The sequence below is a fragment of the Pantoea allii genome, assembly GCF_046529425.1.
GTDB classification, from domain to species: Bacteria; Pseudomonadota; Gammaproteobacteria; order Enterobacterales; family Enterobacteriaceae; genus Pantoea; species Pantoea allii.
In genome coordinates this window covers 1,191,338-1,206,855 of record NZ_CP125958.1, presented here as the reverse complement: position 1 = coordinate 1,206,855, position 15,518 = coordinate 1,191,338, and the positions used below count along the sequence as shown (strand labels likewise).

Below are 15,518 nucleotides of genomic sequence, written 5' to 3'. Positions count from 1 at the left end.
TCTCAGTTGCATGAACTGCATTTGCCTTCATGAAGGTGGCTGCGACGTAGTGAACGAAACGGAAACCCCTGCCGAATGCCCTCACGTAGTGGACTTTTGCTCTTACTACCAAATTGATCTGACCAAAAAATTCAAACGCTGATTTGAGGTATCCCCCGAATGGAACCAACCCAACTATCGCCATATTGTCTGGCGCTTGAAACTTTGCGCGCCCAGCCTACCCACCAATTAAAACAGATTGGCGATCAGTGGCGTTCGCCCGATCGTCTCTGGTGGGGAATAAATTCGATGTTCGGCCCGTTCGTGCTGGACCTTTTCGCCGATGAGAGTAATGCCAAATGCGAGGCGTATTACAGCGCCGAAGATAACGCACTTTCGCAGAACTGGTCGGAACGCCTGGCTGAGCTAAATGGCGCAGCGTATGCAAATCCGCCCTACTCCCGCGCCTCGCAGTACGACGGGCAGTACATTACCGGCATGCGCCAGATAATGGCCCATACGCTGGCAATGCGTGAGGCTGGTGGTCGCTACGTCTTTCTGATTAAAGCGGCAACTGGCGAAGTCTGGTGGCCAGAGGATGCCGACCATATCGCATTCATTCGGGGCCGAATCAGTTTTGACCTGCCCGCATGGTACCGGCCAGAGGAAGGCCAGCCCAGTGAATCGTCTGCCGGGTTCGGTGCTGCTGTCGCTGTTTTTGATAAATCATGGCGAGGACCAAAGTTCGATTACATCAGTCGTGATCAGCTTGAAGCGCGCGGCGCCACGTTTATGGCTCAAATTGAGCGTGCAGCGCAACGTCTGGCGACGCGGCATATTCAGCCCACCATCCCAGAGTCAGCGAATGATGTCTGGCCAGCCGAAGTACAGCTATTAGCTGAACAACTGCCAGGCATTAAATCACTCGCAACCGAGCACCAGCGTAAGGTCATGCATCACATTAATCGCATGCTGCTGGAGCGCCAGCCCTCAACAGAAATCATTGCTGCTGCGCAGTCGCTGACAGCCACTTTCGGAGAACAAACACTGTGAGAGAAATCATTGTCGATAATTTTGCCGGGGGCGGCGGAGCCAGCACCGGTATTGAAATGGCAACCGGCCGAAGTGTCGATATCGCTATTAACCATGATCCTAACGCGATCGCCATGCACACTACCAACCACCCTGACACACTTCATTACTGTGAGTCTGTGTTCGACATTGACCCGGTTGCAGCGACCGCAGGCGCGCTAGTCGGCCTGGCGTGGTTTTCACCTGACTGCCGCCACTTCAGCAAAGCCAAAGGCAGTAAGCCGGTTAAAAAAGAAATACGCGGACTGGCATGGATTGTCGTTCGCTGGGCGCTGGCAAAGCGTCCCCGCGTTATCATGCTTGAGAACGTCGAAGAATTTAAAACCTGGGGGCCACTGTTACCCACAGAGGAACGACCGGATCCGGCCCGCGCAGGTGAAACCTTTGCCGCGTTCGTCGGCATGCTGAGTACCGGTATTCCTGCTGATCACCCTGCGCTGGATGAGGTCTGCGACTTTCTGCAAATCGGCCGGCACAGCGCAGACGCGCAAAAACTGGTTAAAGGCCTGGGCTATGCGGTCGAACACCGGGAGTTACGCGCCTGCGATTTCGGCGCGCCAACCATCCGTAAACGTTTCTTTATGGTCATGCGCTGTGACGGGCAACAAGTAACGTGGCCGGAGCCGTCACACGGTGATCCGAAAAGCCTGACCGTCCAGTCCGGACATCTCAAGCCATGGCGAACTGCGGCTGAATGCATCGACTGGTCTATTCCCTGCCACAGCATCTTTGGCCGTAGCAAGCCACTGGCCGAAAATACGATGAAGCGCATCGCGCGCGGCATTCAGCGCTTCGTGATCGACAACCCGACGCCATTTATCGTTAAGTGCAATCACACCAGCAACCAAACCCAATATGACTGCTTTCGTGGGCAGTCGGTTGATGAACCTCTGCAGACCATAACAAAGACACACGGTTTCGCTGTGGTCGCCCCTATTTTTGCAGGTACCGGCGGATCAACCTTCCAGATGAAACCGCGCCCGGTTGATAAGCCGTTTTTTACGCTGTTGACTCAGAACCGCACCAACGTTGTCTGCCCGATGCTAGCGCCGGTGATATCCCGCCAGTTCGGTAACAGTATCGGCCACGCGGTTGATGAGCCAGCTGGCACGGTCATGGCAAAGGGTGGCGGAAAGAGCGCGCTAGTCACAGCGTTTATGGCTAAGCACTTTGGAGGCAACTATACCGGCCCCGGCGCCGCGTTAGATGGGCCAGCACATACCGTCACCACCACGGATCATCATGCTCTGGTCACTGCTAACATCATGGTTAACAACACTGGCCACCCGGGCGGCTCCGTTGAGGAACCCTCTCACACCGTGACTACCGGAAATCACCACGCTGTCGTCACGTCTAACCTGATTAAATTTCGCGGCACCAATACGGGCCAGACAACTGACAGCCCGGCACACACCATTACGGCAAACGGTAACCACCTGGGAGAGGTCCGGGCGTTCCTGATGAAGTATTACGGGAATGAAAAAGGCGGCGTAGGCCTGGACGAACCGCTGGGAACGGTGACCACTAACGACCGCTTTGGCCTGGTAACGGTTGATGGCACCGATTATCAGATTGTCGATATTGGCATGCGTATGCTGCAGCCCCATGAGCTCTATGCCGCTCAGGGCTTCCCGTCCTGGTATGTCATCGATCGGGATTATCGCGGCACCAGATATGCCAAAGATAAACAGGTTGCCCGCTGTGGCAACGCCGTTCCCCCGCCTTTCGCTGAGGCTCTCGTAAGAGCTAATTTGCCGGAAATGTGTTCGCCTCTTTCACAGGAGAAAATCGCATGAGTCTTGATTGTGTCCCCCTTTCCACCTACTGCAAAAACACTGGCGAATCGGTCGAAGCCATTAACAAACGGATACAAAGGAAGATCTGGCAGGAGGGTGTTCACGTATTAAAAGTGGACGGCGTTAAAGAGCGCTGGATTGATCTTGATGAGGTAAACAGATGGGCAAGAAAGAGCAGGGATCCGCTTTACCGCGGGGCGTGACAGTCCGCCGCCACCAAACCGGCGACACTCTTCAGCTTACCTTCACCTTTAAGGGGGTTCTCTGTCGGGAACCCCTTTCCGGTTTAGAGGTAAACCCACGCAATATTAAATATGCCGATCGCCTTCTGGGCGAAATACAAAATAAAATATCTCTGGGCACTTTTCTGTATGGCGATTACTTCCCAAAATCGAGGAAGCTGGCCACGTTCGGTGAAGTGAAGAAAACGAAAACGGTCAGGGAATACCTGGACGAGTACATTACGATCTGCACAAACCGCAAATTATCCCCCTCCACCATTGATGGCTATCAGAAGTGCATCACATCATTGTCCGCGCTTCATGCTCTCCCTGTCACCGAACTGACAGCAGGAGCTATGAAGACGTGGATCAGCAATAAAAATGCCAAGTTAAAAACCATCAGGAATCTGCTGTCATTCCTCCGCAGTGCGCTGGACGAGGCCGTAACTGATGGGCTTATCGAGCTAAACCCGGTGTCGCTCGTCACTGCATCACGTTACCGGCCCAAACAGACGTCAGACGACAAAGACGATTATATCGTTGACCCGTTCACCCCACAGGAGGCCAAAGCCATATTTGCAGCCTGTTCGCATGATCAATGGCGTTACCTCTTCCAGTTCGCTATGCATACCGGCCTTCGCAGTTCTGAACTGTGCGCACTCCGCTGGCAGGACATAGACCTGGTGCATAACACGGTACACGTTCAAAAGGCGAGTGTGGTTGGAGTCATCAAAGGCACAAAAACCGCAGCCGGTACCCGTAAAGTTGAACTGGATGAAATGGCGCTGGCGGCGCTTACGGGGATGCGACCTTATACCTTTATGCGAAGTGAATATGTGTTCGAGGATCCGAAAACAATGGAGCCGTGGAGCGGTTCCGCCGCAATACGTAAAAAGGCCTGGATGCCTGCATTACGCCGCGCGCAGGTTCGGTACCGAAATCCATACCAGACACGACACACCTATGCGACCCGGCATATCAGTATCGGCGTAAATCTTTACTGGCTGTCTGGGCAGATGGGGCATAAAGGCCCGGAAATGCTTTTCAGGCACTACGGTTCTTACTTAGCGGAATATGATGGCAGGACTGTAGCTCTGAAAAAATAACAGCATCATGAAGCCGCGCTTAAGCGCGGCGACTGTTACTTAGCAAAAGTTTTAACAATTTGAACAATTGCCCACATTACTGATGGCAAACCAATCGCGAGACCAATTATCCATTTAATACTATCAATTTTAGACTCAGACATAGATTTTTGGAGCTTCAATTCGGTATTTTCCAATTGAGCGCTAAGTAATTGTTTATGATTATCAATTTTTTCATCAAAAGAACGATGCTTAGCATCCAGTTTGTGGTCAAGACTTTCAAGCCTGTGATCCATACGAGACACGGACGTCTCATGGCTTACTTTTAGTTGCGAGATTGATTCCATAACCCACTGTAACTGAGTATTCTCGCTAGTCTTGCTGGGGGTACCCTCCCATTTTGGCGGTTCACCATCAGAGAAGCTTGAACGTCTATTTGATTCATGCATTCTCTAAACCCCTTTAGCTGTAAGCCAGTCCCATGTGTTTTTTGAATGAAAACCATAATAGGTAGTGATAGAAGTCACTATTGCCCAGCCACACAAACCATTCGTTATTCCCAAGAAATCACAAACCTCTTTGGGAGTCACCAAGTTTGCAGGAGCACTGACAAACCAAGTTGAATTATCGACTTTATGATAGTCTTGGGGGGGTAATTTTTGAGTGATGGATCCCCCCATCTTGACAGTGTCGCCAATTGCAACAACCGCAAAAACAGCCATCCTAACTCCTTAAGGATAAGGTTCGGTTGATTGCTAGTATAGCGCCAGTTGATTTCTTATGGAACTTTTAGCGTCTGCGGATGGACCTAAGCAGGACTATGATATGCACGTACAATGCACGCGAAAATTTGATTTATCAAAATATCCAATTAAATCAATTCTGAACAGTGTTTTGGGGCGCGGGTTCAACTCCCGCCAGCTCCACCAAAATTCTTTCGCGGCGATACCAGAATTGTCCGCTGAAGTCCTGAAAGCCCTCAAGGTGAAAGCTTTGCGGGTTTTTTTGTGTCTGTAACCTTCCAGGACGATCCGCCTGAATCCAGAAATAATCGGCACACGTTAAGATACACGCTTTAATGTGGGCCAAAAACATGTACCAATTATGGTCGGAAATCAGTCATGACGCGGATCACACGCCTCCTCACCAATAAAGAAATTCTCAAAGCTAAGACTCAAGAGAAAGACTTCATGCTGCACGATGGCGACGGCCTTTTCCTGCTCATCAAAACATCAGGTAGAAACTGTGCCGTTTTCGCTATCAACGACCAAATAGCAGTAGTCGCACAAATTCGCTGATGCTGATTGCCGCCGATCGCAAAGATAACGGCACAGGCCAGTTAAAGGCAGAGGAAGCTGCGAAAGCCTACAAAGTCAAGGCCGCTTTACTACTGAAGCCGGCGACTGGAACGACGTCTGGCAGACACGAGGCGACATCGTGACGCAGGTGCTTCTTACCGCCTTCACTCAACCTCACAAGTAAAGCCCGTTCGAGTTTCTCAAATCCATGAGCGCCAGTTAAAAGGCGGAGCTGCTGGTCGATCACTACGGGCAGATGCTGGCCGTGTCGCCCGTCGGAGAGAAAATCTACCGTTATTAGAACGACGCATAACAGGTGATGCTGGTACAGACGTTGCACCGTGAAATTGCCGCATTATTTCAGAAAGTGCGTGCACCGTTTTCTGCGGCCAGAATCGGCAGCATACTTTATACACTCAAACTAATGGTTCCGCATGGGTGAACCGGCGCGCCGCCTGATTGGTTTTCGTAACGGCGTTTTTGATACGACCAACGGTACTTTCAACCCGTACCGCCGCGAGAACTGGCTGCGCACGTTAAACAGCGTTTATTACTCTGCGCCGCGCCCGGGTGAAAATCTCGCAGACCACGAGCCTAACTTCTACCGTTGGTTAACTCGGGCGGCCGGAAACAATGACAATAAGCAGGAGAGAATCCTCGCGGCGTTATTAATGGTGCTGGCAAACCGCTATGACTGGCAGATGTTCCTTGAGGTGGGCCGGTCGAGGCGGAAGCGGGAAAAGCGTGTTAGCCTCGATCGCCACGCAGCTCGCTGGCCGCAAAACCACCACCTCCATTGATACGCTGGAATCATCGCGGAAACGTGCCAGCGTGATGGGACTCTCGCTGATTATTCTACCCGATCAGAAGAATTGGAGCGTCGACAGCGCGGACATCAAGGCGATTACCGGCGGCGATGCGGTAGCCATCGATCCCAAATATCGCGATCCCTACTCAACTCAAATCCCGGCGGTGATTCTAGCGGTGAACAACAATCCCATGCGTTTTAGCGATCGCAGCGTTGGCGTGTTGCGCCGTCGGGTAATCCTGACGTTCCAGGAAGTAATACTGGCGAAAGAGCGCAACCCACAGCTACTCGACAAAATCATCGCCGACCTGGCCGTGATTGTTCGTCACCTGATGCAGCGCTTCGCATCACATGATAAAGCCCGCTAACTGTTGCTGGCGCAGCAATCATCCAGCGAAGTGCTGGATGATTGCTGCGCCAGGCCGTCCGCTGGTCGATTTCTGTGGCTATCTGCTGCCGCTCAGCCTGACAGCTTTCGACCAGGCTGGGCAGCAGACGCTGAAAGAGTACGAGCGTGTGTTGCTCAAGCGCCGAACCAATAACGGTATACAAACAAATCTTACATTACATGAGGACAGCGAGGCAGACTGGTTACCTGCATGCAGTAATTAAATTAAAACACTAGCTTAGTCCGGTATTTTTAACAATCATGAATAAAAGTGATAAAAAATCATTAAAACCAATCTTAAGCCAATGCGAAATAATATATCCTCATGATGCCATCGCTATAACCGCACTCTAATCCATCAAGTTACTTGTCAACTATGCAAAAACATCCTGACCACAACAATATATTATTAGCTCATTGTTTTTAATAAAAAACCTCAAGCACTATGCTCTTTATCAAACAAATCAATTTCACTAGGTTCTATATTTGAATCCATCTCATCAAAAGCAACAGCATCCACGATTTTAGTTTTCTTTAGTAATGATATTATCCTTGATTTATTGGGGTTTTTATCTGCACCCGGTATCCAATCTAAATCCCATAACCCATCAATAGTAAAACTTTTTCCTCCATTAATTTCATCATCGATACGCAAGCATAACGCCGAGTTATATACCCCGCTCCATGCGGGGTTAATCTTTCCTTGCACCCTTTGGAACCAAATATCAAGCATCTCAGTGTTAGGTTGCTTCCCTAACTTATCATAAAGCTTTTCTAACTTTATAAATTTTAGATTATTTCTTTTATAAAGAAAGCTTAGAAGCTTGGAAAATATTGCCATGCCGACCGGGTAAGTTGTTGGGTTTTTAGCCATTATACTAGCTATTATTCCTAACATTGCCTCAACTTGATGTCCATTGTTTGCAATTTTTTTCCTTGCAAACAACCTCCTTAAAAATTCATTTAAGTACCTTACTGTTATTTTTGAATTTTGATGCCTCAAGGAAAATAAATATATTGAATATAACATTTTTTGCGGTGAACTAAACTTCAACTCTTTGATATAGTCAATTTTAGCTGGCTTAAGTGAATGGTAAATAATATCTTCATGCAGCTCTGTTTTTTTAGAATTCAAATCCAACCCAAATGATGCTAGTACAGAAACCAAACACTTAGATATTTTATCCAGTTCATCCTTACTATTTGAAAAAATTCTATAATCGTCGCGATAACGTACCACTTTATAATTTTGGATATTTAACTCATCAGTTTTAATTCTTAGTTCAAGATCTAGCTTCCCTAAGATTAATTCTGCAAAGGTGTCCATGAGAGTGCTACCCAAAGGAATCCCATTAGTTTGATTGTTCATCATCATTTGGATATGAGTGTCAATCACACGACCTGGGTTATCTTTTTTTTCTTTCTTTTTTGCCTCTTCTTTTGTCACAAAAACCCACTCAAAACTATGAGTGTAGATTGATGGATAGAAATTAGAAATGTCGGTGCTAAACATAAATTCATATTCAAGAGACAGAGATAGACTTTTTTGCTCAAACTCTTCCCACCAATTAATTATGGACGCAGCTATATTGGATGAGTTTTTCTTAATTAATGGAATACTTGAGCACAGAACATGACTATTAAGCTCAAAGTCTTTAAAAACCTTACTTATATTTTCCCAATTATCAGGTGAAGTAATTAGCCTACAAAAATAAACATAATAAAACGGATTTATCAGCGTTATACGCCGCCAACTATACAGACCATCCTTACTGACCAACACTTGATAATTTATCTCTTTCCCCATTAAATTTTTGGGCTCTGGAGTACAACTAATTCTCTCACTAGCTAAGTCAGCATTTATTTTTTCAAGAAGTGACGAGAAGTTTATATACTTCGGAAGTTCTAAGGTTGTATAAGATTCATGTTTTAAAAAATATTCCAGTGCAGAAGAACTTGAAAGTTGATATACTTTTTTCATCAATGTCGCTCTTTATGTTTTTAATTTAAGAATAGTTAAAATGCTCAACCACAGTTATATTAACAGAAAGAAATAGCATACCAAAAAAAATAAAAAATAAAATTATATTTACCTTAAGAAAATAGCCAAAACTTATAATTCATTCAAAAAAAACAACCAGCACCAATTAAATAGGTACAGACATGAAAAGATTGAGTAAAGTCAGGCATTAGAAACCATTTGGTAATATGAGAAGTAAATATTACCTGTTTGTGCTGCATGACGTTTTTTTCTCAATAACAAACTCACGAAATCAATGCGCTCTTCAAAAACAGCCATCAGGTCACCACCATCCATAAGAAGAATAGAGGCACCGCCAGCTTGATGTGCCGCTACACCATCCGGTGAGAATCCATTGATTGAAAGGAAAATTCCTAAAGTGTTTTCTAGCTTTGTACGGACTTTATCAGTAAATGCAGCCAAGGCTGATTTATTAACCAACTCCTTATGCCATTTCGCTTCAAATAAATACTCTGTACCGTCAAGTGTGAATGCGCCGTCTAACTGTTCGCCAAGATTTTTAAAAGAAGCCTTAGGGTCTAGGTCGAAAAGATCAAAAAGTTCATACATAATGCGTTCAAGTTCAAACCCTCTTCCTTGTGGATCACTCGAACTAATAAGCGACATATATTTGTTTTTTTGTGACTCAAGCTTTTGGCGAACAGCTGCATTTTTACGTAATTTTTGTGCTGCAATTTCTTGTCGTTTCTTTATTTCGTCTTGCTCGCGCTTAATATCTTGATGTGGTTCTACAAGTTGTTGCAACTGGTGAATTGCGTTACGGGCTTTCTCAACCTTCGCGGAACCACCATCAAGAACCTTAATATGAGAAAAATCTTTTAATTTGCATAATTCATAGCAAATATTGGTGAGGTCACCGAGGTGATTCGAAGGATGAGCTACAAGTAGGTCAACAACATCAGAAGCGATCTGTCGCTTGTAATTCTCCCAGTTAAATGAACTCAGAAGCCCTGGATTAGAAAGGCAAAGACTCAGAAAACCACGCAAATCGGATTTGTACCAATATACTGAACACAACGCTTCTTTAAGCGCCATTACACCTGCTGGTGAAAGTTGTTTAGCCATAGATGCTCCTAACCTCTCAAGGATTTGGCTCAATTATATAATTGTTTCCATAGGAAATGGCGCTGTCAAAGGCTTGTTCGCCAATTCACCTTTAACTCTAATATACTGAACAAGTGCTAAAAAAAATAGACTTTTCTCATTGAGGTTACCCAGAGATGTGTGTGTTGAATTATGAACACCCATTCGCAATGTTAAGATATCAGAGATAGCCTAGGGTGCATTAGTCAAAATTATTCGGGTTTTAAGAGTTCGGCTATTGGCACAGAACTTAACAGCACCTCTCTGTGAACCTTGCCATCCAGACAGCCCGATAACGCCCAATAGTCTTCACACACAATCCGGATTTGCTCTTACTAAATGCTTAGTTCGAAGTTATGACACTAGTGCACATTCACCTTCAAACCATTCATCACCTAATACCATGAATTTATTAAACAAAAAATAAAAGTGAACAGTGTGAACACTTTTCTCTAATATCATTTTATTTTGGAATTAACGCGGGGCATTCGTTATCCTTACCTGCCGTTCCGGGGTATAAGAGCCTGTAATTGGTACACGCTGCAAAGTTGAATTGGATTAAAATCTAATTTTACATGAGCTTGCGCAGTCTATTCAGATTCCGCCAGCCCAAAATTCTTTCGCGACGATACCAGAAGTGTCAGCTGAAGTCCTGAAAGCCCGCAAGGTTAAAGCTTTTCGGTTTTTTGTGCCATGAAGTCTGATTTAATCTTGTAAGCACACCGGTTTTAATTCCCCGCACTTTTTGTGATTTCCGCGTTTTCGGCCATCAGCCTGTACTCTTCCGGCGTCTGATTATTCAGAGATTTATGAGGTCGCTGGCTGTTATATTCCATCTGCCAGAGTTCTGGGATTCCCGTACTTCGTTCAGGGTTCTGAACAGGTAAAAATCCAGTATTTCTGTCCGGTAAGTCCGGTTAAACAGTTCGATAAAGGCATTCTGCGGCGGCTTACCCGGTTTGATAAAGTCCAGCACTACATCATGCTCTTCAGCCCACTGCGCAAGTGTCAGTGAGATTAATTCCGGCCCATTGTCCATCCGTATCTTCAGTGGATAACCACGGTTTGCCACGATCCTGTCCAGTACCCTGACCAATTGCTGTGCCGGGATATTCAGGTCGATTTCTGCCGCCAGTGCTTCCCGGTTAAAATCATCCACCACATTGAAGATTCTGAAGCGCCTGCTGCACACCAGTGCATCGTTCATAAAATCGATGAACCAGCTCTGGTTAAGTGCATCAGGCGTCGCCAATGGTGCCGTGAGGCGTTGCTTTCCCCTGCGACGAAAGATCAGTTTCAGCAGAAAGTAAATTCGGTGCACGCGCTTGTGATTCCAGGCATTACCCTGTCTGCGCAGCACCTGGAACAGCTTCTCAAAACCGTACCGGGGATAACGTTCAGCCGCTTCTGGCAGCGCCAGGATCACGGGCTCATCCCGGCGGAGATCGGGCTGGTAAAAATACACCGTCCTGCTCAGCGATAATGTCCTGCATGCCTGCCGTAAGCTCATAGAAAACTGCACCGTCAGATAGCTGACAAGCACACGCTTCATCACTGGTTTTAAAGCTGTTTTCGATGACATCTTTTAACGCACGATTTTCCAGACTCAGGTCGGCAAACATCTGCTTCAGACGACGATTTTCGTCCTCAAAATCTTTTATTTTTTTGATATCAGCTGCTTCCATCCCGCCGTATTTCGCCTTCCAGTTGTAATAGCTGGCTTCAGAGATACCGGCTTCATGGCAGACATCCTTGACAGTTCGCCTAGCTTCGACGGACTTCAGAACAGCGATGATCTGGTGCTCAGTAAATCGGATCTTACGCATAGCGATCTCCTCAGGGGACATAATCAGTATGTCGGAAGATCTCTAAAAGTGAATGGTTCGTTTAAGAGGGATACTTACACCCTACAGCCATCAACAGTGCGTTCAGGACAATGTCCTTTATCATCCGGGATTGCATTAACCAGCCGATTACCTTACGTGAGAACAGATCAACCACCACGGCAAGATACAACCAGCCTTAGTGGGTCCTGATGTAGGTTATGGATCGACAATATTGAGATCCAGACACAGGCCACCGATGCCAAAGGCATTGCACAGGAAATCCCCGGTAATCTGAAAGATGCCGCATGACATTTTGACTATGCGCTAAGAGCATAGAGCGTCCGCTATCCCTGCCCGGAATCTGCAAAAAATTACGGGCAGGGGCTGTACAACGTTTACACTCTGACCTTCCACCGCGTACTATTCGCTGTGAAGCCTTCTAAGGACGACAACACAAGGAATGTATCACGATGGCCGCACTACATTTTCCCTGTACCATATTCACTACCCAAAATCGTATGGACGACTACAGCGCTAAAGATATGCGCTGTGGGGATTTATCTGAATCACAGTTAAAATCTGAATATCGACTGGTGGATGTTTCAACCAGGGTCAATCCTTATACCCTGACGAAAATTACCCCGTTTAATCAGCCACAGTCTATGTTTTACGGCTCCCGTGGAGAAGGGGAGAAAATTACCCGTCAACAGTGTACCGCAATGATGTTTGATGAGTTCCGCCATTTATCGCGCCTGTTCTCGATTTATGGCCCATACAAACACCTGATCGAAAAGATGATCACCCATATGCAGTACGATAATGGCAAACCGTTCACCAATATTCACCTGGACGGTGCTTTGAGGGAGCAAATTCTCAAAGATAATTCGACAGAGAACAGTACGCGCTTGCGTTTAGAGAAAACATTTAATACGTTTATCGACTGGGATAATAAAAATTATCCCATAAAAAATAAAGATGAACTGCGTAAAGCAATAGCATTCGGAAAACTCCCTAAATTCGACAGATTTCAGGATAATTATAATGGCATGGGAATTACTGTACATGATACCTGGGCAACGCATATCACCATAAAATCGCTACAGGTTGATAATGACCGTTACCGGGCGGTAGTGCATTACAAAGTCCAGGATCATTTTGGCCTTGATGTTGACGATATTTTAAAATTCCAGTTCAACCAGTTCCGCTTTTTTCGTATCTGGTTTGTGTTACAGCGATACAACCAGTTTGGTTTCAAGCCATTCATGACAAATATTGAAGCCAAAATTGAAATCACCGGGGGACGAAATGAAAGCTAACCTCAAAAAAATTATACTTGCACTATCGTTCTTCGTTAGCTTGCTACTAGCATGTGTACTCTGGCTGTCACTGCGAACGGTAGAAATTGTTGCCGTTCATAAAGACGGTAACTACAGCTCAGTTTTAGTAAAAAACTTCCCGATTACGGACAAGGGGAAAATCGACTGGTGGCTGGAAAACAAGGATATGCTCAAAAAAGAATATGACGTTCCCGCCCCAGATAATGATGGCTTTTTCGAAGTCATTTTTTGGAATTTCGACAAGGGTTATAAAGAGACCGATGGCTATGACAATTTATGTTTTAGCGATATGAAGCCGCCAATAAATTGCATAGAGAAAGATAAGGTTTTCACTGTATGGAATGACAGGAGTAAACATATATTTTTTGGCGTTCATGATGGATTTTATCGTACAAAGGAAAATGGTGAAATGGTGAAAATTAAAGATGAATAAATTCGCGCCCCTCGCGTAGGGACAGCAATAACATTATGCTACATTGGGTAACAGTGAATAATAGAAGGGTTAGAATAAATTAATTTCGAACCTTCTAGCATTTACATATCCTTTGAATGAAAAATAATTTCACTGTTATCCACCGAGCTACATGAGTTATCATCGGTCTAAAAACACGATTTTGGTGACCATATGAACATCTTTGAATTTGAAAAAAAACTTGCTGAGAATGGTTTCAATGCAAAAGATATTGCTGCTTTAAGAATGCAAGCAGAAAAAAATGGAACTACTTATCCAGCTTTGCTCAAAGAGCTTAGTATTCGTTTTGTTGCTGCCTCAATACTTGTAATCATCCTCGCTATTGTATGGATATACACACTCGTATATAAAGATAGCCTCGCAATCACCTCTTACTCGATAACAATGCTAATTACAGCCCCAATTTTCTATATTTTTACCCCAATGAGGTTAGGCTACAGAGCATTTCGGCATTCGAGAAAAAAGTGATTTATTTTCTATTATCGCATGTAGATTTAAGAGCAGAATAGTCGTTATACATTTCTACTCCTAATTCAAAACGGCTCATATCTTTGACACCCCTAACGAAATCGGAGTTTATGTAGTAAAAAGATGAAATGTTTCAGGTTTTCTTATCAACCTAAACATGCCATAGGCAGAAAGAGCAAGATCCATACTTCTGTAAGCAATTTCACCTCTTTTTTGGTCAAAGCCAATGAATAAAGAGCTGTGGTCAATGCCTGCGTTAAAGGCCGTGAGAGCGAATGCAACGAACAACGCTCAAATAATATGGTAAGTTTGGTGCGTCGACCCTGGCTGGTGTAGGAGTTGGTTCAGTGGCCGGATTGGGATTACGCGCAGCAATAGGGATCGCCACAGCAGGAACAGGAGCGGTAGTATGTGCAGCAGTTGGCTCAATCGCTGCGGGTTATGTCGGTGCCAAAGCGAGCGACTCTATAATGGATACTATCTATGAATACATGGGAATTTGAACAATGAAGTCGGCCATAATGGTTTTAATTATGCTTCCTATGGTTTGCTTAGTGGTAAGCGTGCTTTTGTATCTAAGTAACAGATCCCGCTACCACAAATTGATTTCTGACTTCCAACAAAAGTATATGCTGCCTACCCCTTACTTATTGCATTGCAATATGGGTTACTTAGGTTCGCCACTAATGCTCTATTTTTTTATGCGATTAAAACAAAACAAAAAAATCTTCTTTTTAGACCCAAAAAGCCAAGCCTATGATTTTGCAAGTAACAGTCAACATAGCGCAGAGATAAATAGCCTCAAACCGTTATATTTTACTTTTTTATTGGGCTTTTTTTGTTGTTTTTTACTTGCAGTTATCGCTGTTCTAATCAAAATTAAAATAATTTAATGATGTAAATAAACACCTGTTAACAGCCAATTTCCCTTTACCATTAAGATAATTGATACTGAAACCGTTAAAAAATAGCCATTAACGGTGCTGGCATAGCAGGTGGTGCAGCTGGAAGTGCTTTAGCAGGTTTGGTATGCGGCCCGTGCGCACCCGTTTGTGTGTTGATTGGTGGATTTGTTGGTGGTGCACTAGCCGCCTTTGAAATGGGACGTTTTTGGGGATAGTCATGGAACAAACTCTCTCGGTAAAGCTTGTTGAGAAAAGTAAAGCAACTGATTTTCAGCAGGCCGTTTCTGAAGTAGTGATCGATAACGAACCGACGGGTATCACTATAAAAGGACAGGTACTCGAAGCCTCAGTTAAAGTCGACAATGACAGGTATATTCTTTTCACAACGGATGATGTGATCTTTGAGGAGTTTCTTACTGTTACTCTCATCAGCCTGAGTCAGGGGATTGTTGAAAGTTTGCAGGTTGGCAATGCGTATTCATCAGGTTCTTTCGAGGCGCTGTCTGTCAATCACAAAACCATTGAGTTCAATTTCATTGGCGGGTCTGTCTGGACAATTAAAGTGAACGACACCCCAAAGCTCCGTGTTCCATTCTTTTCCGATCCGCGTGGTGTAAAACGCTCTTCAGGTCTAAAAGCGTATCTGACTATAGATGCAAAGCCATCGCCCTCCCCGACATAAAAAACCTTTTAACAAAAGCAATTGGTATACATTTAGG

13 protein-coding genes and 4 pseudogenes are annotated in these 15,518 nt (G+C 45.2%); 10 read left to right on the top strand and 7 right to left on the bottom strand.

What is annotated here, in order from left to right; genetic code table 11:
* The first annotated feature begins 159 nt into the window (after positions 1 to 159).
* Genes QNH99_RS05895 through QNH99_RS05880 form a run of 4 tightly spaced genes read left to right on the top strand, consistent with a single transcriptional unit; the run spans position 160 to position 4,194 of the window.
* The gene (locus QNH99_RS05895; protein ID WP_410517406.1) at positions 160 to 1,032 is read left to right on the top strand and encodes a phage N-6-adenine-methyltransferase; all 873 of its coding nucleotides are present in this window, start codon (positions 160 to 162) and stop codon (positions 1,030 to 1,032) included.
* Positions 1,029 to 2,867: a DNA cytosine methyltransferase gene (locus QNH99_RS05890; RefSeq protein ID WP_410517405.1), complete on the top strand. Its 1,839-nt coding sequence runs from the start codon at positions 1,029 to 1,031 to the stop codon at positions 2,865 to 2,867. The genes QNH99_RS05895 and QNH99_RS05890 overlap by 4 nt, the downstream gene beginning before the upstream one ends.
* Positions 2,864 to 3,070, top strand: coding sequence for a hypothetical protein (locus tag QNH99_RS05885; RefSeq protein ID WP_024471313.1), 207 nt, complete (start codon positions 2,864 to 2,866; stop codon positions 3,068 to 3,070). The genes QNH99_RS05890 and QNH99_RS05885 overlap by 4 nt, the downstream gene beginning before the upstream one ends.
* Positions 3,028 to 4,194: an Arm DNA-binding domain-containing protein gene (locus tag QNH99_RS05880; protein ID WP_410517404.1), complete on the top strand. Its 1,167-nt coding sequence runs from the start codon at positions 3,028 to 3,030 to the stop codon at positions 4,192 to 4,194. Before QNH99_RS05885 ends, QNH99_RS05880 begins: the two co-directional genes overlap by 43 nt.
* A gap of 35 nt (positions 4,195 to 4,229) precedes the next feature.
* Here the strand turns inward: QNH99_RS05880 and QNH99_RS05875 are convergent, their stop codons facing one another.
* Both QNH99_RS05875 and QNH99_RS05870 read right to left on the bottom strand, forming a co-directional pair.
* Positions 4,230 to 4,622 carry a hypothetical protein gene (locus QNH99_RS05875; RefSeq protein ID WP_410517403.1) on the bottom strand — a complete coding sequence of 131 codons (393 nt, stop codon included), beginning with the start codon at positions 4,620 to 4,622 and terminating at the stop codon, positions 4,230 to 4,232.
* Positions 4,623 to 4,625: 3 nt separating this feature from the next.
* A complete protein-coding gene (locus QNH99_RS05870; protein ID WP_410517402.1) occupies positions 4,626 to 4,895 on the bottom strand; it encodes a hypothetical protein in 270 nt (89 codons plus the stop codon).
* A 399-nt stretch (positions 4,896 to 5,294) separates the two neighbouring features.
* Here QNH99_RS05870 and QNH99_RS05865 point away from each other — a divergent pair.
* A pseudogene (locus QNH99_RS05865) lies at positions 5,295 to 5,464 on the top strand (integrase arm-type DNA-binding domain-containing protein); the annotation flags it as partial.
* Positions 5,465 to 5,467: 3 nt separating this feature from the next.
* Positions 5,468 to 6,891 (top strand): annotated as a pseudogene (locus QNH99_RS05860) (DUF5906 domain-containing protein); the annotation flags it as partial.
* Positions 6,892 to 7,103: 212 nt separating this feature from the next.
* Here QNH99_RS05860 and QNH99_RS05855 read toward each other — a convergent pair.
* From QNH99_RS05855 to QNH99_RS05840, 4 genes and pseudogenes are all read right to left on the bottom strand, one after another.
* Positions 7,104 to 8,648: an RNA-directed DNA polymerase gene (locus tag QNH99_RS05855; RefSeq protein WP_410517401.1), complete on the bottom strand. Its 1,545-nt coding sequence runs from the start codon at positions 8,646 to 8,648 to the stop codon at positions 7,104 to 7,106.
* A gap of 201 nt (positions 8,649 to 8,849) precedes the next feature.
* A complete protein-coding gene (locus QNH99_RS05850; protein ID WP_410517400.1) occupies positions 8,850 to 9,773 on the bottom strand; it encodes a hypothetical protein in 924 nt (307 codons plus the stop codon).
* A gap of 746 nt (positions 9,774 to 10,519) precedes the next feature.
* A pseudogene (locus QNH99_RS05845) lies at positions 10,520 to 11,617 on the bottom strand (IS3 family transposase).
* A gap of 67 nt (positions 11,618 to 11,684) precedes the next feature.
* Positions 11,685 to 11,837, bottom strand: a pseudogene (locus QNH99_RS05840) (DDE-type integrase/transposase/recombinase); the annotation flags it as partial.
* A gap of 250 nt (positions 11,838 to 12,087) precedes the next feature.
* Between QNH99_RS05840 and QNH99_RS05835 the strand changes: the two are divergent.
* The 3 genes from QNH99_RS05835 (at position 12,088) to QNH99_RS05825 (ending at position 13,894) form a co-directional block, all read left to right on the top strand.
* Complete coding sequence (locus QNH99_RS05835; protein ID WP_410517399.1) at positions 12,088 to 12,933, top strand: YPO3983 family protein; 846 nt, start codon at positions 12,088 to 12,090, stop codon at positions 12,931 to 12,933.
* Positions 12,923 to 13,387 (top strand): DUF943 family protein, encoded by a 465-nt coding sequence (locus tag QNH99_RS05830; RefSeq protein ID WP_218996012.1) that lies wholly within the window; start codon positions 12,923 to 12,925, stop codon positions 13,385 to 13,387. Before QNH99_RS05835 ends, QNH99_RS05830 begins: the two co-directional genes overlap by 11 nt.
* Before the next feature lie 192 nt (positions 13,388 to 13,579).
* Positions 13,580 to 13,894: a hypothetical protein gene (locus QNH99_RS05825; RefSeq protein WP_410517398.1), complete on the top strand. Its 315-nt coding sequence runs from the start codon at positions 13,580 to 13,582 to the stop codon at positions 13,892 to 13,894.
* A 108-nt stretch (positions 13,895 to 14,002) separates the two neighbouring features.
* Here the strand turns inward: QNH99_RS05825 and QNH99_RS05820 are convergent, their stop codons facing one another.
* The gene (locus QNH99_RS05820) at positions 14,003 to 14,080 is read right to left on the bottom strand and encodes a hypothetical protein (protein ID WP_410517657.1); all 78 of its coding nucleotides are present in this window, start codon (positions 14,078 to 14,080) and stop codon (positions 14,003 to 14,005) included.
* A gap of 936 nt (positions 14,081 to 15,016) precedes the next feature.
* Between QNH99_RS05820 and QNH99_RS05815 the strand changes: the two genes are divergently transcribed.
* The gene (locus QNH99_RS05815) at positions 15,017 to 15,481 is read left to right on the top strand and encodes a hypothetical protein (RefSeq protein WP_410517397.1); all 465 of its coding nucleotides are present in this window, start codon (positions 15,017 to 15,019) and stop codon (positions 15,479 to 15,481) included.
* Positions 15,482 to 15,518 lie beyond the last annotated feature (37 nt).